The following is a 22,580-nucleotide window of genomic DNA, read 5'->3' as shown; positions in this document are numbered from 1 at the left end:
AGTTCCGTGAAAACGGGATTGCGCTATCTTACAAGAAAAATTTGAACCGGAAGGTTAATTATTCGAGAAGCGCCGTTGCAGTTCGCGTAATAATCATCGATTTTCAACCTGCCAGGAAGTGTCTGGCGCGGCAGCGTTGGCCAAACATAGCCAAGCGGAACCTGGGTCGAGCAGGTCGCTCAGCAGGTGGTCCAGATCCGTCTGCCGCGTAGTCAGGATAGACCTGCGCAGCACATCCAGCCGATCGGCTTGTGTGCCCAAGTGTGTCTGCCACGCCCATTCGGCGACATCGGCATTGGCCATGGCGGGTTCGTCGAATTGCCCGGCCAACGCCTGGCGAGCGGCCGGGTCAAGGGTGACGCCATGGCGCAGCAGGCTGAGCAGGTGGTCGAGCACCTGTGCCTGACCGGTGTGGGGGGACTGCACACCGAACAGCAGCCCACCGACCCCCTCGACCTGACGAAAGGCGCTGAACACCGCGTAGCCGAGTTGCAAGTCTACCCGCAGGCGCTGGTAAACCGGCCCTTGCAGCAATTGGGCTAACAGGCGGCCTGCGGCCTCTTTTGCCGCCGGCAACGGGCAGAAGAGCAGCAGGGCATGTTCGCTGCCTTGCACGTGGGCATGCTGCCAGCGGTGGTTGGCCCATGATGGCAGGGGCCCCGGCCGCGAGCCTTGCCCAGGGCACTGCAACAGCGCGGTGCCCAAGGCGTTTAGCGCGGTGTCCTCGAAGCCTGCAGCCAAGCCATGCCACTCGGTGTGCAGCCACAGGCTGTCGAGCTGCTGCTGGGTCAGCGTGCAGGCAGGCACCGCTGCGGGCAGGCTACCCCGTACCGCGTCTGGCAGTTGCTTGAGTAGGGACCTGATGGGGATCAGGGCCGGGGGCTGCGCCGTGTCGGGCAGCCAGCAACGGGCAGGTGGCTTGAGCATCAAGGCCAAGGCTTGTTCCACTGCCCGCAGCACTGCTGCTGGCAGGCCGGCGCAGCGCAACTGCCAGTATTCTCCGGCGCTGCTGTACTGCAGTTGCACGGAGGCGCGGTCACAGCGTTCCTGCAGTGGTGCCAGGGCCAGTTCCAGCACACGCTGTAGCTGCTGGCGCAAAGGCGAAGGTACATGCCAGCGTAGGTACAGCGCCGCGTATTGGCGCGCTGGCGGGAGCTGGTCACTGATCTTCAGCGCTGCCGGCAGCGGCTGCGCCTTGGCATGGGGCAGGTCAGCCTTAAGCAATGGGTCGACTGGCAAAAGCTGCCAATCGCCATGGTCGCCACCTGGCAGGCTTTCCAGCAGGGCGCCAAGCGCCTGCAACCCTTGGGCATCCAGCTTGGCGAACGGCTGGCCTGTGCTGTCCCGGCGGGCCAGCTCAAGCGCGCTGGCACTGTGCGCACGGCTGTGCTGCAACAGGCCGAATTGGTGGTTCAACTGTTTGCGGTCGGCCTGGCGGATGAACCTGAACCAACCTTGCAGCAGGGCGCTGGCTTCGTCCGGGCAAGCGTCGGCACTGAGCTTCAGGTCAAGGTGCCACAGCAGCTGACCGGCGAACGCATACAACCTTTCGGCCGTGAAACGTTGTAGCCAGCCACGCTCGCGAAGCGCGCCCAGCCAGGTACCTGGGCGGCTGTCCTCCAGGTAAGCGATCAGCAGTTCCAGGGCGTGCTCGGCACCGCTGGGGAGGCCTTGGTGAGTGAAGGTCAAAGCGCTAGCGATTGCTGGCAGTGGCGGCGGCGGCATTTGCGGTACGCGCTCACCTGCGGCGAACAGTTCGGCCTGCTGCCGGGCAAGGCGTTCAAGTTCATCCAGCGGCTGCGGCCCGCAAAGGCTCAGGCAGATCTGGCCGCCTTGGTAGAAGCGTTGATGAAAGCCCGCAAGCGCTTGCTGGAAGGCCGCATCGTGCAAGGCCAGGGTGTATCGATTGCCAGCATGAAAAGCGCCCAGTGGATGCTTGGCTGACACTGACTGCAGCAAGGCGAACTGCTGTTGGGCCGATGGATTGCGCGACCAGGCGATGAATTCGGCATGGATCACTTCGCGTTCACGGCGTTGGCGTTCGATGCCCAGATCCGGTTCTGCCAGCATTTGGCACAGGCGCTCGAGACCGCCACCGAGCGTGTTGGGGGGCACCTCGAAGAAAAAGTCGGTGGCGCGTTCCCGGGTGCTGGCGTTGACCTGGCCGCCCAGGGCTTGCACGTAGCGCATCAGGCCGTCTTCCAGCGGGAAGCGCGGGGTACCGAGGAAGAACAGGTGTTCGAGGAAGTGCGCCAGACCGGGCCATTTGGCAGGCGCATCGTGGCTGCCCGCGTGCACCCGCAGTGCGGCGGCCGAGCGCTTGAGGCGCGGGGCGTGGCGCAGGGTCAGTTGCAAGCCGTTGGCGAGGGTAAGGTGGCGGATGGCGTCAGGCATGGGGGCTCCGGTGGCTGCTTTCCATGCTAACCGATTTGTTCGCAGGCCCGGCCTTTTCGCGGTTAGGGCGCCGGTATGAAAGGCAGCGCAGATCCCGTGGGAGCGGGCGTGCCCGCGAATGGGCCGCATAGCGGCCCCTGTCAGCCTTTACGCAGGTGCAGCTCCTGGCGCAAATCGGTCAGGTAGGGAAACGCCGTGCGTCCCTGCACCACCCGCTCATGTTCCAGCTCTGCCAACAACTGGCACTCATCCCGCCCGGCCATGGCCAGCAAGCTGCCATCCGGGCCGATGATGCTGCTCTGCCCGCAATACTGGATCTCGTCTTCCGCGCCGCAGTAGTTGGCATATACCAGGTAGCACTGGTTTTCCTGCGCCCGTGCCCTCACGGTCACCTGACAGGTAAAGTCGTACGGCGTCATGTTCGCCGTCGGCACCAGGATCAGCTCGGCGCCGTCCAGCGCTAGGCGTCGGGCGTTCTCCGGGAACTCGATGTCGTAGCAGATCAGCAGGCCAACCTTCCAGCCTTCCAGTTCCACCACCGGGAAGTGGTCGGCACCTGGGCTGAACATCGAGCGGTCCAGTTCACCGAACAGGTGCGTCTTGCGGTAATTGCTCAGGCTGCGACCATGCGCATCGATCAACTGCACGCTGTTGTAGATCGCCCCGTCGTCGCCGCGCTCCGGGTAGCCATAGACAATGGCGATGCGGTGCGCCTGGGCGATCTCTACCACGGTCATGGCTGCCGGGCCATCGGCGGCCTCGGCCAGGCGCTCGACCTGGGCCAGGCCGATGTTGTAGCCGGTCAGGAACATCTCCGGGCACACCAGCAACTGTGCGCCGCGTTCGGCTGCCAACTGCGCCTGGTGGCGCAGCCGTTGCAGGTTGCCGGGCACATCCAGTGGCTTGGGTGCGCCCTGGTACAGAGCGATGCGCATGGTGCCTCCTTGTCTCAATCCGCCAGGGCGATCGGGCCGATTTCGTTGAACACATCGCCCGGGCCCGGGTTGTCGGGGTGGGTGTGGCCACCAAAGTGGTTCATGATACCCCACACCGCATTCAGCGACGTCTGCACCGCGCCTTCAACCCAGGCGGGGGTCCATGACACGTCGTCACCGGCAATGAAGATACCGCGCTGCTCCGCCGGCATGTCCTGCTGCATGAAGTGCGCATACATCCGCTGGTTGTAGCGGTAATGGCCCGGAAGCGCGCCTTTGAAGGCGCCGAGGAAGTACGGGTCGGCCTCCCAGGAAACCGTGATCGGGTCGCCGATGATGTGGCCGGCGATATCGGTCTTCGGGTAAATCTTCTTCAGCGCATCCAGGGCCAGTTGTACGCGCTTCTCCACCGGGTGCGGCAGCATCTTCAGCGCGTCGCTCATCCACGAGTACGACAGGCAGATCACCCCGGGCTTGTCGTTGCCGTTGTCGAACAGGTAAGTGCCGCGGGTGAGGCGGTCGGTGAGGGTCATGCTCAGCAGGTCACGGCCGGTTTCCGGGTCCTTGTCCTTCCAGAACGGGCGGTCGACCATGACGAAGGTTTTCGACGACTGCATGTAGCGGGTACGGTCCAGGGCCATCCACATCTTTTGCGAGAACAGCGATTCCTCGCAGTCGATCTGGGTGGTCAGCAACCAGGTCTGGCAGGTGGCGAGTACTGCGCTGTAGTGGCGGGTATCGCCCCAGTTGTCGGTGACCGCCAGGCGGCCATCGGCGGCGCGGGCAATGCGCTTGACCCCGGTACGCGGTGCGCCGCCATGCAGCGTGCTCAGGCTGGTGCCCTCTGGCCAATGCACGCAGCGTTCGGGTACGTGGCGCCAGATGCCTTGTGGCACTTGTTCCACGCCCCCGACCACCAGGTGCTGGTGGTCGTCGCAGTTGGTCATCACCACGCGGAAGATTTCCAGCATCGAGTTGGGGAAGTCCGAGTCCCAACCGCCGGTGCCGAAACCGACCTGGCCGAACACTTCGCGGTGCTGGAAGCTCAGCTTGGCAAAAGAGCGCGAGGTGGCGACGAAGTCGTAGAAGGTGCGGTCGTCCCACAGCGGCACCAGCTTGTTCCAAAGTTCCTTCAGGCGCGGTACATCACGGTCGCGGATGGCCTGCTGGATATCGGCGAACTGCGCACCGCTCTCCAGCGCATCGGCCCAGGCGTCGGCTACCTCATGAAACAGTTGCGGCAGGTCGGTGGGCTTCTCGGCGTAGTAGGTCTGGCCTTCCAGGTCGATCACCGTGCTGCCCGAAGCCGGGGTCAGCGGGTTGGGAAAGGGCTTGGTTTCCAGTCCCAGCTTGTCGACGTAGTGGTAGAAGGCGGTGGACGACACCGGGAAGCGCATGCCACCCAGCTCGGCAACGATCCCGTCAGTGCCATTGAAGGCTTGCGAGCGCAGCCGGCCGCCCAGCTTGGACGCCTCGTACACCACCGGCTTGAGGCCCAGCTTCATTAGCTCGTAGGCCGCTACCAGGCCGGCGATACCGGCACCGACAATGGCCACCTCTTCCCCGTGGCGCTCAGCCGGAATGCTGCCCAGGCCTGCCGGGTGTTCCAGCCAGTCGTCGAAAGCAAAAGGGAAGTCCGGGCCGAAAATGGTGATTGGCTTCTTGCCGTCGGCGGGGTGGCGGTTCTTCTTGTTCATGAAATGACCTTGCCAGAGAGGCTGCGCGAGGAGCGGAGCCTGAGTATAGGAGATGCCTGGCTGTCATTTTAGGGAGTGGGGTGTTCGTAATTAAGGTGCAGAGTGTTGTCTGAATGTAGTTAGTTTCGTCGTAATGATTAAGCTTATGTTCATTAAGACGAGGCAGGCTGTCGAGGTAGTTCACAAGCCGCCCTGGCTCTTTGTAGGAGCGGGTTCACCCGCGAATGTGTCGGTAGATTCTCTGCCCTATTCGCGGGTAAACCCGCTCCTACAACCGGCCTCATCGATAACCCCACCCGAGCGCCAGTCCGTTCAAAGCGGCTGTCCACGGTCCACCTTGCTGCTGAGAATGATTGACGTGGTGGTTTTCTCCACCCCGTCGACACTGCCAATCTGGTCGAGCAACTGATCCAGCTGCTCGGGCGAGTCCGTACGCAGCCAGGCCACATAGTCGAATTCGCCGCTTACCGCACACAGCTGCTGCACCTGGCCCATGGCACTCAGGCGCCGCACCACGTCCTTGCCGGAGCGTGGCTGCACCTTGATCCCGACATACGCCTGCAACCCGCCGCCTATCACACTCTGGCCCAGGCGTACGCCATAGCCGGAGATAACCTTGTTTTTCTCCAGCCGCTCCAGGCGCGAATTGACGGTAGTGCGGGCGATGCCCAACTGGCGGGCGAGGGTGGCGACGCTTTCGCGGGCGTTGATCTGCAGCAGGGCGATCAGCTGGCGATCGATTTCATCCAGCGTGATGGAGCGGGCATCCGACATGGCGAGTCTCTACGGTTGGCCCGCTAGCCTATCCAGCCTGTGCCAATCAGGGCAAGGCCAGGTACAGTCGATCACCGTTGACGGCGTCGGTTTGGCACTTTGGGATAGAACGGCCGCGCATGTCCGAAGGCTGCGTCTTCGACACTAATTCGGCATGATGAAGTGCTAGTTCAACGGGAACCTCAGCGTGAACCTCGACCACCTGCTCGAATGCTGGCGACTGGAAGTCTCCAACAAGAAAAGGCCCGGACGCCCTATCAGCCTGCTGTTCAACGTGCTGCGCCGCGCACGCAAGGACAACAAACTGCGTTTCCTCTTCGCCTATCGCCTGGCCCAGTACCTCGACGCCCGCGGCGGCCTTGCCCGGCGTCACGCCCGGCGCATGCAACAGCGGCTCAACCTCAAGTATGGGGTGGACATCGACATCGGCGCCCAGATTGCCCCCGGCCTGCGCATCGCGCACCTGCCGGGGGTGGTGATTACCCGGTACGTCAGCATCGGGCGCAATTTCTTCATCCGGCAGAACTGCTCGATCGGCATCAAGACCCTGGGGTTGCAGGAGTACGCACTGCGCATTGGTGACAACGTGAGCATGGGCGCCAACAGTTGCATCGTTGCTGATCGCATCGACATTGGCGATGACGTGGTGATTGGCGCGATGTCGTTGGTTACGCGGGATATTCCGCGTGGCATGACCTTCTACAACCCACGGCAGGTCGAGATGCGTCCGGGAGGGGATTAACCAACAGCGGTACATTTGCGGACGTTGGCAGAGGGGGGGAGCAGGTTGGGAGGGTTCTTATGGGGTTGCCATGGTTTATGGGCATCGCCCGATGGACTGGATCGTGCAGTGGTGCGGCCTTCTTCGTTTATCCCCAGGCGCCGCGCCAGTGATGAGCGCACCGAACGAATACGCAAAGGCTTGAGGCAGTTGTCTCTGTAGCCAGCTTCTTGGCGTCCGTTTTCACGGGGCAGGCCCAGGTTCATTCATAGGCTTGCTCATCTGTGAGCCGATTAGCGAGCATATTCGGCTCATTTTGTGAGCTGATAATGGCGGCTATTCGGCTCATTGTCTGATCCTCAAGCTAGGGTGTTTGGCTTGAAGTATCGATAGGGCACCTTTCCGCGATTATCGGAGTGCTGGGTGATCGGCTTCTTGGTGGGGCTGATTTCGCTGAGATACCGTCTCAGCGCCACTTCCAAGGTCATGCGCTCGGCACCGCTGCGCTGGATGTACGCGCCCCTGACCATTTATTTCTTGCGGGCATGAAAAAGCCGCGCAGTGCGCGGCTTGTAAGCTGGTGGGCCCACACGGACTCGAACCGTGGACCAAAGGATTATGAGTCCTCTGCTCTAACCGACTGAGCTATAGGCCCTCAGTAAGTGGGCGGATTATAACGAGGGTTTCGCACCTGTGCCATCTGAAAGATCCGATAGTGCTATGCGAAGAAACGCGGCCGCAAATTCCTCTGGCGGTAGCGGGAGGCTGACGATGTAGCCCTGGATCTGCTCGCAGCCCTCGGCCGCCAGAAAACGTTGCTGGGCCTGGTTCTCCACGCCTTCGGCAATGATGGTCAACTGCATGCTGCGGCCCAGGGCAATGATCGCCCGGGCAATGGCGGCGTCGTGTGGATCGTCGGGTAGGCCGCGGATGAACGACTTGTCGATCTTGAGGATGTCCAGCGGCAGGCGCTTCAGGTAGCTCAGCGAGGAATAGCCGGTGCCAAAGTCGTCGATGGCTAGCTGTACACCCAGTTTTTTCAGTTGGTACAGCACGGCCAAGGCCTCCTCTGCCTGGCTCATGATGAAGTTCTCGGTGATTTCCAGCTGCAGGTCACCGGCCCTCAGCTGGTAGTGCTTGAGCAGTTGTTCGATGCGTCGTGCCAGGTGTGGGTGGCGCAGCTGGGCGCCGGCAAGGTTGATCGACAGCGGGCCGAAGGGTTCGTAGTGCTGCTTCCAGGCCTGCATCTGCCGGCAGGCTTGCTCCAGTACCCAGTCGCCGAGCTGCAGGATGGTGCCGTTCTCTTCCGCCAGGTGGATGAAGTGTTCCGGCGGTACCTCACCAAAGGTCGGGTGGCTCCAGCGGATCAGCGCTTCGGCACCCACCAGGCTCTGGGTCTTCAAGCTGAGCTTGGGCTGGAAGCACAGGCTCATTTCGTTGCGTTCGACGGCCCGGCGCAGCTCATGCTCCAGGGCGATGCGCTCGCTGGCCTGGGCGGTGAGGTCGCGGGTGTAGGCTTCGACGCGGTTACGGCCTTTGGCCTTGGAGCGGTACATGGCGGCGTCGGCGTTGCGGATCAGTGTGGAGACGTCGGTGCCATCCTGTGGGTAGAGGCTGATGCCGATGCTGGCGCTGGTGAAAAACTCATGCTCGCCGGCCTGGAACGGTGCGTTGAAGCAGGCCAGTAGTTTGTTGGCGATAGTGCTGGCGTCACTGGGCTTGTGCAAGCCGGGCAGCAGAATGATGAATTCGTCGCCACCCAGGCGGGCTACGGTGTCAACGTCGCGTACCTGCTCTTTCAGGCGCTGGGCGATGCCCTTGAGCAGCAGGTCGCCGACCGGGTGGCCAAGGCTGTCGTTGATGTGCTTGAAGCGGTCGAGGTCCAGGAACAGCACTGCGCCCTGGCGGTTGGACACCTGCGCGCAGGTGAGTACGCCCTGCAGCCGGTTTTCGAACAAGGTGCGATTGGGCAGGCCGGTCAGCGGGTCGTGGTGGGCCTGATAGTCGAGTTTGGCCTGGGCGTGCTTGATGCTGGAGATGTCTGCAAAAACCGCCACGAAGTGGGTGATCTCGCGGTCGCTGTTGCGCACGGCGCTGATGGTCAGCCAGCTTGGGTAAAGTTCGCCGTTCTTGCGCTTGTTGTAGATTTCGCCCTGCCAGTGGCCCTCGGCGGTAAGCTGGTGCCACATGGCCAGGTAGAAAGCGCTGTCGTGCTGGCCAGAGGCGAGCAGGCGCGGGGTCTGGCCGAGGGCCTCGATCTCGCTGTAGCCGGTGATTTCGCTGAAGGCACGGTTGACGGCACTGATGCGTTGGTCAATGTCGGTAATCAGCACCCCTTCGGCAGTGTTCTCGAACACCGTGGCGGCCAGCTGCAGTTTTTCTTGCATCAGGTGACGCTCGGTGATGTCGCGGGCGATGGTCAGCATGCAGTCAACGCCGGTAATCGGCAGGGGCCGGGCGGACAGCTCGCACAGTCGGATTTGCCCGTCGCTGCGGCGGATATGGCAGGTGAAGTCGCGCACGAAGCCGTCGCGGTTTAACTGGTCGACCAGGCGTTTGCGCTCGTTGAGGTCGACCCAGATACCCAGGTCCAGCGAGGTCTGGTCGATGGTTGGGTTGAGGTCGTAGCCGGTGAGGCGGCAGAAGCCTTCGTTCACCTCCAGCAGCAAACCGTCGCTCTGGCGCGACAGCAGCAGGCCGTCGGGCGAAGCGTGGAAGGCCTTTGCGAACTTTTCTTCAGAAGTTTGCAGCTGCTGCTGGGTCTCCTTGAGCTGGCTGATGTCGCGTACCGCCACTACCAGCGCGGGTGTGCCGTCCAGTTCGAAGGTTTCAGCCGAAGTCAGGCCGGTGAACAGTTGGCCGTTGCTGCGGCGGAAGCTCATTTCCAGGTTACGGATACCCCCTTGGTGCAACCTTTCAAGCAGGAGCGGGCCACTGCCCTCTACGCCCCACAGGTCAAGGTCGGTGGCAGTGCGGCCAATGACCTGGTCTGAGGGCAGGCCGATCTGCTCTTCGAAAGCCTCGTTCACCTCCAGCAGGCAGCCATCGCTGTGGCGAGCGATCAGCAAGATATCGGGGCACTGCTGGAATACCGAGGCGAACTTCTGTTCGGACAGGCGCAGGGCGTCCTCCGTGCGCTTGGTTTCGCTGATGTCGATCATCAGCCCGCGCATCACTGGCTGGTGGCCGTGCTCGATCATGCTGACGATGTTGCGTACCCAGAGGGGCTGACCGTCAGCCCGGATCACCCGGTAGTCCAGGCTGTGGTCGCGCCCCGCTGCGGTCTCGCTGTCGCAGTAGGCCTGGGCCCAGAGCGCGTCCTCCGGGTGTAGGATGCTGCGCCAGAAACCGGGCCTGAGCCAGTCACTCAATGGGTAGCCAAGCAGGTCTTCGGCATGGGGTGAAACGTAGCTGTAGGTGAAGTCGTTGGCATCGGCTTCCCAGGCGATGGCTGACAGGCTCTCGACCAGGCCGCGGTAGTGGTACTCGCTGCTGCGCAGTTCTTGCTCAAGGGCGATGCGTCGGGAAATTTCCGAGCTGAGCCGGCGGTTGATGCGAATGACCACTGCCAGCACAGCCATCAGCAACAGCACCGTTGGCAGGCCATACACCAGCAGGTCGGACCAGAACATCCGCTGGTCGACCACATTGCCCACCCAGTGCTGCTGGATCTGGCTGATTTCGCTGCTGCTCATGTCGGCCATCACTTTGTCGAGGATGCCGACCAGCACGCTCTTGTCGCGGGGAACGGCCATCGCCAGCTGGTAGCGGTAGGGCGTTTCGCCGCTGACGTAGAGGCCGTCGAGCTTGAGTTGGCGCAGGCTCCAGATACTGGAAGCGAGGTCGCCGACCACGGCATCCACTTGGTCGGTAGCCAGGGCTTGCAGCGTGGAGCTGACGTTTGGCAGGGCAACCAGGTTGAGGTCCGGGTGGTGGGTACGCAGCAACTCGTGCGGCGCGTAGTTCTCGACCACGGCAACTTTCAGGCCGTACAGGTCAGCCAGCTTGCGCGGTTGCTCGCCGCCTTTGTGCGCGAGGATGACAATGGGGAAGTCGAGGTACGGGCGAGTGAAAGCCAGGAAGCCTTGGCGTTCGGGGGTGGACATGATGCCGGGCAGCAGGTCGATACGGCTTTCCCGCGCTTGCGCCAGCACCTCGGTCCAGCTGCTGGGTTCGACCGGTTTGAACGTCACGCCCAGGCGCTGCTGGATCATGGCGATGTAGTCGGCGGCCAATCCCTGGTACCGGCCCTCCTGGTCGCGAAACTCGAACGGTGGCCAAGAGGCGTCTACACCCAGTTTCAGCTGCGGGTGGGCAGCCAGCCAGGCGTTCTCCTCATCTGTCAGGGTCAGGGCGCCGGCCGTTGTGTTCCATAAAATCAGGATCAGCAACAGAATGGCCGGCTTCAAGGACATGGCAGCCTCGCACTCAGGTGGTCTGCAGTCGAGTGTAGACGGGCATTGCTGCAGGTGTGCAACGGAAGGCGGGCTTTATGTCTCGGGCCACTAAAGAAAAACCCCGGCCTGGGCCGGGGTTTTGTCATCACTCGTCGAGGAAGGAGCGCAGGTGCTCGCTGCGAGTCGGGTGGCGCAGCTTGCGCAACGCCTTCGCTTCGATCTGACGGATCCGCTCACGCGTTACGTCAAACTGCTTGCCCACCTCTTCGAGGGTGTGGTCGGTGTTCATGTCGATACCGAAACGCATGCGCAGCACCTTGGCTTCACGTGCGGTCAGGCCCGAGAGCACGTCACGGGTAGCTTCCTTGAGGCTTTCGACCGTGGCTACGTCGATCGGGGACTGCATGGTCGAGTCCTCGATGAAGTCGCCCAGGTGCGAATCTTCGTCGTCACCGATCGGGGTTTCCATGGAGATCGGCTCTTTGGCGATCTTCAGTACCTTGCGGATTTTGTCCTCAGGCATTTCCATGCGCTCGCCCAGCTCTTCCGGAGTCGGTTCGCGACCCATTTCCTGCAGCATCTGGCGGGAAATACGGTTGAGCTTGTTGATCGTCTCGATCATGTGCACCGGAATCCGGATGGTGCGTGCCTGGTCGGCGATCGAACGGGTGATCGCCTGACGGATCCACCAGGTGGCATAGGTCGAGAACTTGTAGCCGCGACGGTATTCGAACTTGTCCACCGCTTTCATCAGACCGATGTTGCCTTCCTGGATCAGGTCGAGGAACTGCAGGCCACGGTTGGTGTACTTCTTGGCGATGGAAATCACCAGACGCAGGTTCGCCTCGACCATTTCTTTCTTGGCGCGGCGGGCCTTGGCTTCACCGATCGACATGCGACGGTTGATTTCCTTGATCTCGGCAACGGTCAGGCCGGTTTCGGTCTCAAGGTCGATCAGCTTCTGTTGGCAAGCGACGATGGCAGCGTTCTTTTCACCCAGGGCGGCAGCCCACTTGGTGTTGCGCTTGGCCAGGTCACCGCTCCAGGTCTGGTCGGTTTCGTTGCTTGGGAACATGCGCAGGAAGTCGGCTCGCGGCATGCGGGCGTCACGTACGCAGAGCTGCATGATGGCGCGTTCTTGCTGCCGCAGACGGTTCAGGGCATCACGTACACGCTCGACCAGTACCTCGAACTGCTTCGGTACCAGCTTGATCGGCATGAACAGGTCAGCCAGGGCCTGCAGGGCCTCGATGCTTTCCTTGTGGTTACGACCATTTTTCTTCAGGACCTTGGAGGTCGCCTGAAGCTGATCGGATACCGCACCGAAGCGTTGGGCTGCGACTACCGGGTCCGGGCCGCTCTCGGCCTCTTCCTCGTCGTCACCGCTTTCGGATTCTTCTTCGTCGTCGTCGGACTCTTCCTTCGCCGCTGCAGCCTTGGCGCCTGGGATCGGCACTTCTTCGGTTGGCGCGGCAATGTTGTCGTCAGGGTCGATGTAACCGCTGAGAACGTCCGACAGGCGGCCACCCTCGGTGGTGACGCGATCATATTCGCCGAGAATGTAGTCGACAGTGCCCGGGAAGTGGGCGATAGCGCCCATGACTTCACGAATGCCTTCCTCGATACGCTTGGCGATTTCGATCTCGCCTTCGCGGGTCAGCAGCTCGACAGTACCCATTTCGCGCATGTACATGCGCACCGGGTCGGTCGTGCGGCCGATATCGGTTTCAACTGCCGCCAATGCAGCAGCGGCTTCTTCGGCCGCGGCTTCATCGGTGTCGGCTTCCGCCAACAGAAGGGCATCCGCATCCGGAGCACTCTCGAATACGTTGATCCCCATGTCGTTGATCATGCGGATGATGTCTTCCACCTGTTCCGGATCTGAAATATCCTCAGGCAGGTGGTCGTTGACCTCCGCGTAAGTCAGGTAGCCCTGCTCACGACCGCGGGTGATCAACTCTTTGATACGAGACTGCTGTTGCGCTTTTCCGGACATAACACCCTATCCACTGAAGGTCTTGGCGGGCAAAAAACAAGCCGAGGATTATACCCGAGCATGGGCCTCACGCGCCAGATGAGGTCGGCGTTTGTGCGGGAACATTTCGGCTCAGCAGGGCGAGGAGCTGGGTTTTTTCCTCGCTGGTCAATTCGCTTTGACGTGATTTCCTGAGCAGTTGTTCCAGGCTGCGCTCGCGTTGGCGGGCGGACAAGCTAGTTATAGTGTCGAAAAACTGTTGTTCAAGGTTGTCGGCCACGATAAGCCATTCCTTTTCCGCCAGGGCTCGCAGCAGGCGGCCCTGTTCGGTGCCATGCCAACGTGCGATCAACTGCATTGAGCTTAGCCCAGGATTTTTCTGCGCGGCTTCGATCAACGCCACCAGCAGCTGGCTGTACAGGTGTTCTTCGTCGGCGAAGTGGCTGGCATCTTCCACCTTGCCTGCCAGCGGTGGGTGGTGCAGCAGGGTGCGCAGCGCGGCCAGGGTGGGCGGCTCGACCGGTGCTGGCACGCGGGGAGGTGCTTCGTCGCGTTGCTGCCAGGGCTTGCCGCCCTTGCGGTTCTTGTCCCAGGGTTTGTCACTCCACGGTTTCTTGCTACCACCCTTGTTGGGTTTCCATGCCTGCTCCTGATGAACGGGGGCATAGTCGTGCTGCGGCATGTCGCCGTAGTCGGGGGTGTAGCTGGCCATGGCGTCGTAGTCGTAGCCAGGGTCGTAGTCCGGCATGCTGCTGGTCGCCGGCGCTTGTTGCGCCAGATGCTCGACCTGCTGCGGGTCGAGGCCGGTGATTTCCTTCAGGCGGTTGCGCATCAGCTGACGCAGGTTGGCGCCGGGGATCTTTTCGATCAACGGTGCGGCCAAGGTCGCCATATGCGCCTTGCCTTCCAGTGAGCGCGGGTCGGCTTCGACGCCAAGTTGCTCGAAGAAGTAGTCGGCCAGCGGTTGGGCGTGCTGGTTGATACGGGCCATGAAGGCGTCGGTACCTTCGGCACGCACCAGGCTGTCGGGGTCTTCGCCTTCGGGCAGGAACAGGAAGCGCGCGCGACGGCCGTCCTGCAGGTTCGACAATGTCGATTCCAGTGCGCGCCAGGCCGCCTTGCGCCCAGCCTGGTCGCCGTCAAAACAGAACAGCACGCTGGGCACCACGCGGAACAGGCGCTTGAGGTGCTCTTCGCTGGTGGCGGTGCCAAGGGTGGCCACGGCATTGCGCAGGCCTTGCTGGGCCAGGGCAATGACGTCCATGTAGCCCTCGACGACGATGATCTCGTCGAGGTTGCGGTTGTGCTTGCGCGCCTCGTACAGCCCGTACAGCTCCTGTCCCTTGTGGAACACCGGGGTTTCCGGGGAGTTCAGGTACTTGGGCTTGTCGTCGCCGAGCACCCGGCCACCGAAGGCGATGATGCGCCCGCGGCTGTCACGTATCGGGAACATCACCCGGTCGCGGAAGCGGTCGTAGCGCTTGCCGCTCTCGGCGTTCTCGATCAGCAGGCCGGCATCGATCATCACCTTCTGCTGCAGGGTGTCGGCACCCAGGTGCTTGAGCAGGTTGTCCCAGCCGGGCGGGGCAAAGCCCAGACCGAAGTCGCGGGCAATTTCCCCGGACAGGCCGCGGCCCTTGAGGTAGTCCACCGCAGCCTTGCGTGACGGGTGGCTGCGCAGGGCCTGGCGGTAAAACTCCGAGGCGGCGTCCAGTAGCGGGTACAGTGGCGAGTCAGTGGGCTGACGCGGCTTCTGGTCACGGCGGCCTTGCTCGCGGGGGACTTCCATGCCAGCGGCGCGTGCCAGTTCCTCGACGGCCTGGGGGAAGTCCAGGTTGTCGTGGTCCATGACAAAGCCCAAGGCGTTGCCACCGGCGCCACAGCCGAAGCAGTAGTAGAACTGCTTGTCGGGGCTGACCGTGAAGGACGGGGTTTTTTCTTTGTGGAACGGGCAGCAGGCCGAGTAGTTCTTGCCGGTTTTTTTCAGCTGGACGCGCGAACTCACCACGTCGACGATGTCGAGGCGGTTGATCAGGTCGTCAATGAAGCTTTGGGGAATCAGCCCGGCCATGGCAGTCTCGTTATCTGGCAACTGGCAAGTCTAATCGCTCACGCGCCGAAGGGGGCGAGTGCTGCTTGGGGAAGTGCGAGGGAATGTGTGCTCGTCGCCAGCCCCTAAGGGCTCGTCAGTCGGACGTGCACGTCTGGTCATACAGCAAGGAGGACCAGCTCTGACGTTTCAGGCAGGTTGCCCATGATGCAGTTCGCATGAAGCTTGTGCAGGGCCTTGAGCTAGCTGCTCAAGTTTGAAACGACCACTGCCATCGCCCGGGGGTTAGCCGGGCAGGGCAGAAGCTTTGCGTTGAACGTCTGTATTAGTACAGACGAACGGCGCGGCGCTGTTCGCGCTGAACTTTCTTGGCGTGACGCTTAACAGCAGCAGCTGCTTTGCGCTTACGCTCTGCGGTCGGCTTCTCGTAAAACTCGCGGCTACGAACTTCAGCCAGTACACCGGCTTTTTCGCAGGAGCGCTTGAAACGACGCAGAGCTACGTCGAAGGGTTCGTTCTCTTTAACTTTGACGGCTGGCATCCAGGGCTACCTTAATTCATTACCGGGGTAGACGTGCTCCTGGCAAAACAAAGGTGTGCTGGAGAACGTCGGTTTTCAAGGGTTGCGGATGTTAACCCTTAGCAAGCCGGAATGCAAAGCCTCTGATCGAAAACCGCTGGTCGGCACCCGACACGGGGACTATCATGCGCGGCTTCGAATTCAGCCCCCACAAGGGACGAGCCCATGCTAGTACTGGGATTGGAAACATCCTGCGACGAAACCGGCGTCGCATTATACGACAGTGAACGCGGTTTGTTGGCCGACGCACTGTTCAGCCAGATCGACCTGCACCGCGTCTTCGGCGGCGTGGTGCCCGAGCTTGCCTCGCGTGATCACGTCAAGCGAATGCTGCCGCTCATCCGCCAGGTGCTGGACGAGGCAGGCTGCGTTGCCACCGAAATCGACGCCATCGCCTACACCGCGGGCCCCGGCCTGGTCGGCGCCTTGCTCGTGGGCGCTTCCTGCGCCCAGGCGCTGGCCTTTGCCTGGGACATCCCGGCGATCGGTGTGCACCACATGGAGGGTCACCTGCTGGCGCCCATGCTGGAAGAAAACCCGCCAGCGTTTCCGTTCGTCGCTTTGTTGGTTTCCGGTGGCCATACCCAGCTGGTTCGGGTCGATGGCATCGGTCAGTACGAACTGTTGGGCGAGAGCCTGGACGATGCTGCCGGTGAAGCGTTCGACAAGACTGCCAAGCTGATCGGCCTCAATTACCCGGGTGGTCCGGAAATCGCGCGTCTGGCCGAGCAAGGTGTGCCTGGGCGCTTCGTGTTCCCGCGGCCAATGACCGATCGGCCAGGCCTGGAATTCAGCTTCAGTGGCCTCAAGACCTTCGCCCTGAACACTTGGCAGCAATGCAAGAATGCTGGCGACGACAGTGAGCAAACCCGTTGCGACCTGTCCCTGGCATTCCAGCAGGCGGTGGTGGAGACTTTGACCATCAAGTGCAAGCGGGCGCTCAAGCAGACCGGCCTCAAGCGGCTGGTCATCGCGGGTGGCGTGAGTGCCAACAAGGCCCTGCGCGCGTCCCTGGAAGACATGCTCGGTAGCATCAAGGGCAACGTGTACTACGCGCGCCCGCAATTCTGTACCGACAATGGTGCGATGATCGCCTACGCCGGTTGCCAACGCCTGCTGGCCGGGCAGCAGCAAGACCTGGCGATCAGCGTGCAGGCACGCTGGCCGATGGAACAGTTGCCGCCGCTGTAAGGCAGCGCGTCGAAGGTTCAGAAGTGCCGTTCGCGCCCTGCAAACAAGTCGCGCAGGTTGTTGCGGTGGCGCCACACGATCATCACAGTCAGTACGCTGATCGGCAGCAGGGCCTCGGGCTCGCGCCAGGCCAGCAATGGCAAGGTGAGTGGCGTGGCAATCAGTGCGGCCAGTGAGCTGGTACGCGTGAGGTAGAAGGTCAGCAGCCAGGCGCCGATGGCCAGCAGCGCGGCCGGGAAATACAGGCCCATGAGCATGCCGGCAGCCGTCGCCACGCCCTTGCCGCCCTTGAAACGGAAGTACAGGGGGAACAGGTGGCCCAGCACCGCGCATATGCCCACCCAGGCCTGCGCGTGCAGGTCCAGCCCGGCAACGCGGGCGAGCAGTACCGGCAAAAGGCCCTTGCACAGGTCGCCAAGCAGGGTCAGGATCGCCAGTTTACGGCCTGCCAGGCGTAGCATGTTGGTGGCGCCGGCATTGCCTGAGCCGCTGGAACGCGGGTCCGGGCTGCCCGAGAGGCGGCTGAGAACAATGGCGAAGGACAGCGAGCCGAGCAGGTAGGCGAGCAACGCCAGTAACCAAAACATGCTAACTATTCCGGGCGAGGACGCCCTGATTCTAACGGCGCCAGTCGCCCTTGTCGTGCTGTGGAGAGAAGTGCTTGGACAGAGTGTTCATCGAAGGCCTGGAAGTCGATACCGTTATCGGTGCCTATGACTGGGAGCGGGATATTCGCCAGTGCTTGCGCCTGGACCTGAGCTTTGCCTGGGACAACCGCCCGGCCGCCGCCGGAGACGACCTGAACCTGGCGCTGGATTACGCCAGTGTGTCGGCGCGCATCCAGGCGTTTGCCGAACAGGCCCGTTTCGAGCTGGTTGAAACATTTGCCGAGCGCCTGGTGGCCACCCTGATGGACGAGTTCCACATCCCTTGGGTGCGCTTGAAGCTGACCAAGCCGGGCGCGGTGCCGGCGGCCCGTGGTGGTGTAGGCGTGGAGATCGAGCGCGGATGTCTTTGAGCACGGTTTACCTGGGCCTGGGCAGCAATATCGACCGTGAGGCGCATTTGTGCGCCGGGCTCGATGCGTTGGCTGGCATCCTGACCGACATGCGCTGTTCGCCGGCATTCGAAAGCCAGGCGGTGGGCATCAAGAGCGGGCCGTTCATCAACTTCGTGGTGACCGGGCAAACCGCGCTGCCGTTGATCGAGCTGGACCGCCGGCTGAAGTTCATCGAGGCCGACAATGGCCGCTATGCTCCGGACCGCAAAGGGTTGCCGCTGGATATCGACGTGCTGATGTATGACGATTTGCACGGTACCTTCGATGGGCTGGTATTGCCCCGTGCCGAGATCCTGAAGAACGCTTTTGTGCTGTGGCCGCTGTCGTTGCTGGCACCCGACCTGGTGCATCCGGGGGTGGGCAAGTGCATGGCGCAGCTGTGGCAGGAAGCGCAGATCGATCAGGTACTGGCCCCGGTTGCCTTTGAGTGGCGCGGGTTGCAGTTGACGCCCGCTTAAGCCTGTATCGGCCTCTTCGCGGGTAAACCCGCTCCTACAACGGGCTGAGCCCAACCTCTGATGTGTGCCCCCTGTAGGAGCGGGTTTACCCGCGAATACGGTGGCGGCTGCGACGGTGAACCGCGGGTGGAAATTGGCCAGCAGGTCTGGCCCTTTCGCGGGTAAACCCGCTCCTACAACGGGCTGTGCCCAACCCTCGATGTGTGCCCCTGTAGGGGCGGGTTTACCCGCGAAGAGGCCGGCAGGTCTAACCGCGCTGGTAAGCTTCGAGCGCTTTGAGCCGTTCACCTTTGAGTGCTTCGCCCAGCGCCTGACCCGTCAGCCCGGCTTGCACCAACGGCTTCACATCCACCGCTCGCGCCGCCGCTGCTGCGCCTCGCAGGTAATCGGCCTGTGGGTAACCCTGCTCGCCATCGCCCCGCGCCGCCATCTCGCAAACGACCAAAAAATCCTCAAATCGCTGCGGCCGTCGGTACACATCGAACTTCTGCAACAGCTCCAGCAGTGCCGTGGCAGGCAGTTCGAGCGCCTGATTGCCCTGCGCCAGGCATTCCCCTGTCAGCATGGCCAGTTCCTGGCACTCACGCGGTGCCTTCAGGCGCTGGTTGACGGCTTTGATCGATGTCGGTGCCAACCCCCGCAACAGGCAGGCCCAGCGCACGTGCAGCGGTTGTGCGCGCACCGCTGCCTGCTCCAGCGCCGCCAATGTCCGGGAGCTGTCATCGAGCTCTGGCAGCAGCTCCTGCAGGGCCCCGCACGCGCTCAGCACCTTGAAGAACACCTGCGGTTGCACTTCCATCAGCGCGCGCTCGATTTCCTTCCAGCTGCGCTCGGCAGTGAGTGCCTGCAGTTCGCCCGAGGCACTGATCTGGCGCATCAGCGCCAAGGTTTCATCGGCAACCCGGAACCCCAGTGGTGCGTAACGGGCAGCAAAGCGTGCAACACGCAGCACGCGCAAAGGATCTTCGGCGAATGCCGGGGAAACATGGCGTAGCAGGCGTTGATCCAGATCGTTCCTGCCTTGGTAGGGGTCGTAGACCGTGCCCGCCTCATCCTCGGCCATCGCATTGATGGTGAGGTCGCGACGGATCAGGTCCTCTTCCAGGGTTACGTCGGGGCTGGCGTGAAAAGTGAACCCGCCGTACCCTCGCCCACTCTTGCGCTCGGTGCGCGCCAGGGCGTATTCCTCACCGGTTTTCGGGTGCAGGAACACCGGGAAATCGGCACCCACCGGCCGGTAGCCCTTGGCGAGCATTTCTTCGACGGTAGCGCCCACCACCAGCCAGTCGATATCGCTGACAGGGCGGCCGAGCAGGCGGTCGCGCACGGCGCCGCCAACTTTGTAGATGTGCATGTGCAGCTCTCCATAACTGCCGACAGGATAACCCGTCGGCGGTCATGGGGTTGCATCAGAGGTGGTGGATAACAGCCAGGTCCATGCGGCCGTAGTCGGCGCTTTCGCTATGCTCGCCGCGCGGCGGCATGTGGTGAGTACTCATCACTTGCTCGCCTTGCACGGTCTCCAGGTGGATATCGAAGCCCCACAGGCGATGCAGGTGCTTGAGCACTTCGTCGGTCGAGTCGCCCAGCGGTTTGCGATTGTGTTGCTGGTGTCGCAGGGTCAGCGAGCGGTCTCCGCGGCGGTCGACGCTCCAGATCTGTACGTTCGGTTCACGGTTGCCCAGGTTGTACTGCGCTGCCAGCTGCTCCCGAATCACCCGGTAGCCGGCCTCATCATGGATGGCCGGCACCAGCAGGTCGTCGCGCTGGTCGTCATCGAGGATGCTGAACAACTTGAGGTCGCGCATCACCTTGGGCGACAGGTACTGCAGGATGAAGCTCTCGTCCTTGAAGCTGCTCATGGCGAACTTGATGGTAGAAAGCCAGTCACTGCCGGCAATGTCGGGGAACCAGTGGCGATCTTCCTCGGTGGGGTTTTCGCACATGCGGCGGATGTCGGTGTACATCGCAAAGCCCAGCGCATAGGGGTTGATGCCGCTGTAGTACGGGCTGTCGAAGCCGGGCTGGAACACCACGCTGGTGTGCGACTGCAAGAACTCCATCATGAAGCCTTCGGTTATCAGCCCCTCGTCGTACAGGTCGTTCATCAGGGTGTAGTGCCAGAAGGTTGCCCAACCTTCGTTCATGACCTGGGTCTGGCGCTGCGGGTAGAAGTACTGGGCGATCTTGCGCACGATGCGCACTACTTCACGCTGCCAGGGTTCAAGCAGCGGGGCGTTCTTCTCGATGAAATACAGGATGTTTTCCTGGGGTTCGGCGGGGAAGCGCCCCTCATCGCGGTCGTTGCCCTTTTCGGCGTTTTTCGGAATTGTTCGCCAAAGGTCGTTGATCTGACGCTGAAGGTGCTCTTCGCGCTCCTGTTGCCGGCGCCGCTCTTCTTCGGCAGAAATAGGGTAAGGCCGCTTGTAGCGGTCGACACCGTAGTTCATCAGGGCATGGCAGGAGTCGATCAAGTCCTCCACAGCATCGATACCGTGGCGCTCTTCGCACTGGGCGATGTACTGCTTGGCGAACACCAGATAGTCGATGATCGAACTGGCGTCAGTCCAGGTACGGAACAGGTAATTGCCTTTGAAAAAACTGTTATGGCCGTAGCACGCGTGCGCAATCACCAGTGCCTGCATGCACATGGTGTTTTCTTCCATCAGGTAGGCGATACAAGGGTCGGAGTTGATCACGATCTCGTAGGCCAGGCCCATCTGGCCGCGGCTGTAGGACTTTTCCGTACTGAGGAACTGCTTGCCGTAGGACCAGTGATGGTAGCCCAGCGGCATGCCGACCGAAGCGTAGGCGTCCATCATCTGTTCGGCAGTGATGACCTCGATCTGGTTGGGGTAGGTGTCCAGGGCGTAACGCTCGGCCAGGCGGCTGATTTCCCGGTCGTAGGTCTGGATCAGCTCGAACGTCCACTCGGACCCAGTGGAAATGGGTTGGCGTCTCTGTGCTCTGGCGGTCATGTGGCTAACCTGCGCTGGAAGAGTTCACGGAAGACCGGGTAGATATCGCCGGCCGATACCAACTGCTGCTGGGCGAACGTGTCGGGGAAAGCATCTCCGATACGCTCGTATTCATACCACAGCGCCTGGTGTTCACGGGGGGTGATCTCAACGTAAGTGTAGTACTGCACATGCGGCATGATCTGTTTGGAGAGGATGTCGCGGCAGATGGGCGAGTCGTCGTTCCAGTTGTCGCCATCAGAAGCCTGCGCGGCATAGATGTTCCAGTCGCTGGCCGGGTAACGCTCGGCCATGATCTCCTGCATCAGCTTGAGGGCACTGGAGACGATGGTGCCGCCGGTTTCCCGCGAGTAGAAGAACTCTTCTTCATCGACTTCCCGAGCACTGGTGTGGTGGCGAATGAACACGACTTCGATGCGCTCGTAGTTACGCTTGAGGAACAGGTACAGCAGGATGAAGAAGCGCTTTGCGATGTCCTTGGTGGCCTGGGTCATCGAGCCGGATACGTCCATCAGGCAGAACATCACTGCCTTCGAGCTGGGGTTGGGTTGCTTGACCAGCAGGTTGTACTTGAGGTCGAAGGTGTCGAGGAAGGGCAGGCGGTTGATACGTGCCTTCAGGCGCTCGATTTCCTGTTCGACTTCCTGGATATCGGTGAAATTGTCTGGCTCTTCGACCCGCAGGCGATCGAGTTCCTTTTGTGCTTCGCGCAGCAGGGCGCGGCTGCTGCCGGTCAGGGCGATACGCCGGGCATGGGCCGAGCGCAGGGTGCGCACGATGTTGATGCGTGACGGGTTGCCTTCGTTGGCGATGCCGGCGCGAACAGTCTTGAAGGTATCGGCGCCCGTCAGGTGACGTTTGACCAGGTTGGGTAGCTCAAGGTCTTCGAACATGAATTCGAGAAATTCTTCCTGGGTGATCTGGAAGACGAACTCGTCCATGCCCTCGCCGGAATTGCCGGCCTTGCCGCGACCGCCACCGCCTCCACCGCCTTGCGGCCGTGGGATGTGTTCACCGGCAGTGAACTCTTTGTTGCCAGGATGCACAATGGTCTGTTTGCCCCCGCGACCATGGTGCAAGACCGGTTCGTCGATGTCGCGCCCGGGAATACTGATCTGCTCGCCGTGTTCCATATCCATGATGGAACGGCGGCTCACCGCCTCTTCGACGGCCTTCTTGATGTGTTCGCGGTACCGCCGCAGGAAGCGCTGGCGGTTGACCGTGCTCTTGTTCTTGCCGTTCAGGCGTCGGTCTATAACGTAGCTCATGGTCCCTCCGGTGACTGGATGCAGCTGCAACCCACAAGCTGCAAGCCACAAGCTTCAAGCTGCAAGAAAGAGCAGCCACCGCCGCTGCAAGCTGTGACGCGG

General features: G+C 62.0%; 16 protein-coding genes, 1 tRNA gene and 1 pseudogene. 4 read left to right on the top strand and 14 right to left on the bottom strand.

The window, feature by feature from the left end; all coding sequences use genetic code 11:
* Nucleotides 1-93: 93 nt before the first annotated feature.
* From pqqF to ACF8Q6_RS01010, 4 genes are all read right to left on the bottom strand, one after another.
* Complete coding sequence (pqqF, locus tag ACF8Q6_RS01025; protein ID WP_392492266.1) at nucleotides 94-2,394, bottom strand: pyrroloquinoline quinone biosynthesis protein PqqF; 2,301 nt, start codon at nucleotides 2,392-2,394, stop codon at nucleotides 94-96.
* 140 nt (nucleotides 2,395-2,534) lie between these two features.
* On the bottom strand, nucleotides 2,535-3,329 hold the full coding sequence (locus tag ACF8Q6_RS01020) for a carbon-nitrogen hydrolase family protein (RefSeq protein ID WP_011953291.1): 795 nt from the start codon (nucleotides 3,327-3,329) through the stop codon (nucleotides 2,535-2,537).
* A gap of 14 nt (nucleotides 3,330-3,343) precedes the next feature.
* Nucleotides 3,344-5,026 carry an NAD(P)/FAD-dependent oxidoreductase gene (locus ACF8Q6_RS01015; protein WP_003255585.1) on the bottom strand — a complete coding sequence of 561 codons (1,683 nt, stop codon included), beginning with the start codon at nucleotides 5,024-5,026 and terminating at the stop codon, nucleotides 3,344-3,346.
* Nucleotides 5,027-5,338: 312 nt separating this feature from the next.
* Complete coding sequence (locus ACF8Q6_RS01010) at nucleotides 5,339-5,800, bottom strand: Lrp/AsnC family transcriptional regulator (protein WP_011953292.1); 462 nt, start codon at nucleotides 5,798-5,800, stop codon at nucleotides 5,339-5,341.
* 187 nt (nucleotides 5,801-5,987) lie between these two features.
* Here ACF8Q6_RS01010 and ACF8Q6_RS01005 point away from each other — a divergent pair, with 187 nt between their 5' ends.
* The gene (locus ACF8Q6_RS01005; protein WP_392492265.1) at nucleotides 5,988-6,542 is read left to right on the top strand and encodes a serine acetyltransferase; all 555 of its coding nucleotides are present in this window, start codon (nucleotides 5,988-5,990) and stop codon (nucleotides 6,540-6,542) included.
* 389 nt (nucleotides 6,543-6,931) lie between these two features.
* On the opposite strand, the pseudogene ACF8Q6_RS01000 reads toward ACF8Q6_RS01005, so the two are convergent.
* The 6 genes and pseudogenes from ACF8Q6_RS01000 to rpsU form a co-directional block, all read right to left on the bottom strand.
* Nucleotides 6,932-7,051: pseudogene (locus ACF8Q6_RS01000) on the bottom strand (site-specific integrase); the annotation flags it as partial.
* A 48-nt stretch (nucleotides 7,052-7,099) separates the two neighbouring features.
* Nucleotides 7,100-7,176 (bottom strand) — tRNA-Ile (locus tag ACF8Q6_RS00995).
* Nucleotides 7,177-7,192: 16 nt separating this feature from the next.
* On the bottom strand, nucleotides 7,193-10,936 hold the full coding sequence (locus tag ACF8Q6_RS00990) for an EAL domain-containing protein (RefSeq protein ID WP_392492264.1): 3,744 nt from the start codon (nucleotides 10,934-10,936) through the stop codon (nucleotides 7,193-7,195).
* A 127-nt stretch (nucleotides 10,937-11,063) separates the two neighbouring features.
* A complete protein-coding gene (gene rpoD, locus ACF8Q6_RS00985) occupies nucleotides 11,064-12,914 on the bottom strand; it encodes an RNA polymerase sigma factor RpoD (RefSeq protein WP_003255578.1) in 1,851 nt (616 codons plus the stop codon).
* 67 nt (nucleotides 12,915-12,981) lie between these two features.
* Nucleotides 12,982-14,964, bottom strand: a complete 1,983-nt coding sequence (gene dnaG / locus ACF8Q6_RS00980; RefSeq protein WP_392493097.1) for a DNA primase — start codon at nucleotides 14,962-14,964, stop codon at nucleotides 12,982-12,984.
* A gap of 304 nt (nucleotides 14,965-15,268) precedes the next feature.
* Nucleotides 15,269-15,484, bottom strand: coding sequence for a 30S ribosomal protein S21 (gene rpsU, locus ACF8Q6_RS00975; RefSeq protein ID WP_003255575.1), 216 nt, complete (start codon nucleotides 15,482-15,484; stop codon nucleotides 15,269-15,271).
* Between the two features lie 204 nt (nucleotides 15,485-15,688).
* Here rpsU and tsaD point away from each other — a divergent pair, with 204 nt between their 5' ends.
* On the top strand, nucleotides 15,689-16,714 hold the full coding sequence (tsaD, locus tag ACF8Q6_RS00970) for a tRNA (adenosine(37)-N6)-threonylcarbamoyltransferase complex transferase subunit TsaD (RefSeq protein ID WP_003255574.1): 1,026 nt from the start codon (nucleotides 15,689-15,691) through the stop codon (nucleotides 16,712-16,714).
* Between the two features lie 17 nt (nucleotides 16,715-16,731).
* Here tsaD and plsY read toward each other — a convergent pair whose 3' ends face one another.
* Nucleotides 16,732-17,301, bottom strand: a complete 570-nt coding sequence (gene plsY / locus ACF8Q6_RS00965) for a glycerol-3-phosphate 1-O-acyltransferase PlsY (protein ID WP_004576187.1) — start codon at nucleotides 17,299-17,301, stop codon at nucleotides 16,732-16,734.
* 74 nt (nucleotides 17,302-17,375) lie between these two features.
* On the opposite strand from plsY, the gene folB reads away from it, so the two are divergent.
* Both folB and folK read left to right on the top strand, forming a co-directional pair.
* Nucleotides 17,376-17,732, top strand: a complete 357-nt coding sequence (gene folB, locus ACF8Q6_RS00960; RefSeq protein WP_004576188.1) for a dihydroneopterin aldolase — start codon at nucleotides 17,376-17,378, stop codon at nucleotides 17,730-17,732.
* Complete coding sequence (gene folK, locus ACF8Q6_RS00955; protein WP_010951738.1) at nucleotides 17,723-18,232, top strand: 2-amino-4-hydroxy-6-hydroxymethyldihydropteridine diphosphokinase; 510 nt, start codon at nucleotides 17,723-17,725, stop codon at nucleotides 18,230-18,232. The genes folB and folK overlap by 10 nt, the downstream gene beginning before the upstream one ends.
* A 247-nt stretch (nucleotides 18,233-18,479) precedes the next feature.
* On the opposite strand, the gene ACF8Q6_RS00950 is transcribed toward folK, so the two are convergent.
* Genes ACF8Q6_RS00950 through ACF8Q6_RS00940 form a run of 3 tightly spaced genes read right to left on the bottom strand, consistent with a single transcriptional unit; the run spans nucleotide 18,480 to nucleotide 22,478 of the window.
* The gene (locus tag ACF8Q6_RS00950; RefSeq protein ID WP_392491196.1) at nucleotides 18,480-19,586 is read right to left on the bottom strand and encodes a multifunctional CCA addition/repair protein; all 1,107 of its coding nucleotides are present in this window, start codon (nucleotides 19,584-19,586) and stop codon (nucleotides 18,480-18,482) included.
* Between the two features lie 55 nt (nucleotides 19,587-19,641).
* The gene (locus ACF8Q6_RS00945; RefSeq protein WP_003255566.1) at nucleotides 19,642-21,210 is read right to left on the bottom strand and encodes a SpoVR family protein; all 1,569 of its coding nucleotides are present in this window, start codon (nucleotides 21,208-21,210) and stop codon (nucleotides 19,642-19,644) included.
* Nucleotides 21,207-22,478 carry a YeaH/YhbH family protein gene (locus ACF8Q6_RS00940; RefSeq protein WP_003255564.1) on the bottom strand — a complete coding sequence of 424 codons (1,272 nt, stop codon included), beginning with the start codon at nucleotides 22,476-22,478 and terminating at the stop codon, nucleotides 21,207-21,209. The genes ACF8Q6_RS00945 and ACF8Q6_RS00940 overlap by 4 nt, the downstream gene beginning before the upstream one ends.
* Nucleotides 22,479-22,580: the final 102 nt, after the last annotated feature.

The sequence above is a fragment of the Pseudomonas sp. GLN_2 genome (assembly GCF_043106005.1).
GTDB lineage: Bacteria > Pseudomonadota > Gammaproteobacteria > Pseudomonadales > Pseudomonadaceae > Aquipseudomonas > Aquipseudomonas alloputida.
The sequence above is the reverse complement of the archived record's forward strand: the minus strand, read 5'-3'. Positions and strand labels throughout refer to the sequence as shown.

Bases quoted from the DNA above. Each gene is read 5' to 3' on its own strand.
- ACF8Q6_RS00950 (WP_392491196.1), bottom strand. From the start codon at position 19,586: ATGCACATCTACAAAGTTGGCGGCGCCGTGCGCGACCGCCTGCTCGGC.
- plsY (WP_004576187.1), bottom strand. From the start codon at position 17,301: ATGTTTTGGTTACTGGCGTTGCTCGCCTACCTGCTCGGCTCGCTGTCC.
- dnaG (WP_392493097.1), bottom strand. From the start codon at position 14,964: ATGGCCGGGCTGATTCCCCAAAGCTTCATTGACGACCTGATCAACCGC.
- ACF8Q6_RS00940 (WP_003255564.1), bottom strand. From the start codon at position 22,478: ATGAGCTACGTTATAGACCGACGCCTGAACGGCAAGAACAAGAGCACG.
- ACF8Q6_RS00945 (WP_003255566.1), bottom strand. From the start codon at position 21,210: ATGACCGCCAGAGCACAGAGACGCCAACCCATTTCCACTGGGTCCGAG.
- folK (WP_010951738.1), top strand. From the start codon at position 17,723: ATGTCTTTGAGCACGGTTTACCTGGGCCTGGGCAGCAATATCGACCGT.
- pqqF (WP_392492266.1), bottom strand. From the start codon at position 2,394: ATGCCTGACGCCATCCGCCACCTTACCCTCGCCAACGGCTTGCAACTG.
- ACF8Q6_RS01020 (WP_011953291.1), bottom strand. From the start codon at position 3,329: ATGCGCATCGCTCTGTACCAGGGCGCACCCAAGCCACTGGATGTGCCC.
- ACF8Q6_RS01010 (WP_011953292.1), bottom strand. From the start codon at position 5,800: ATGTCGGATGCCCGCTCCATCACGCTGGATGAAATCGATCGCCAGCTG.
- ACF8Q6_RS00990 (WP_392492264.1), bottom strand. From the start codon at position 10,936: ATGTCCTTGAAGCCGGCCATTCTGTTGCTGATCCTGATTTTATGGAAC.
- tsaD (WP_003255574.1), top strand. From the start codon at position 15,689: ATGCTAGTACTGGGATTGGAAACATCCTGCGACGAAACCGGCGTCGCA.
- rpoD (WP_003255578.1), bottom strand. From the start codon at position 12,914: ATGTCCGGAAAAGCGCAACAGCAGTCTCGTATCAAAGAGTTGATCACC.
- ACF8Q6_RS01015 (WP_003255585.1), bottom strand. From the start codon at position 5,026: ATGAACAAGAAGAACCGCCACCCCGCCGACGGCAAGAAGCCAATCACC.
- rpsU (WP_003255575.1), bottom strand. From the start codon at position 15,484: ATGCCAGCCGTCAAAGTTAAAGAGAACGAACCCTTCGACGTAGCTCTG.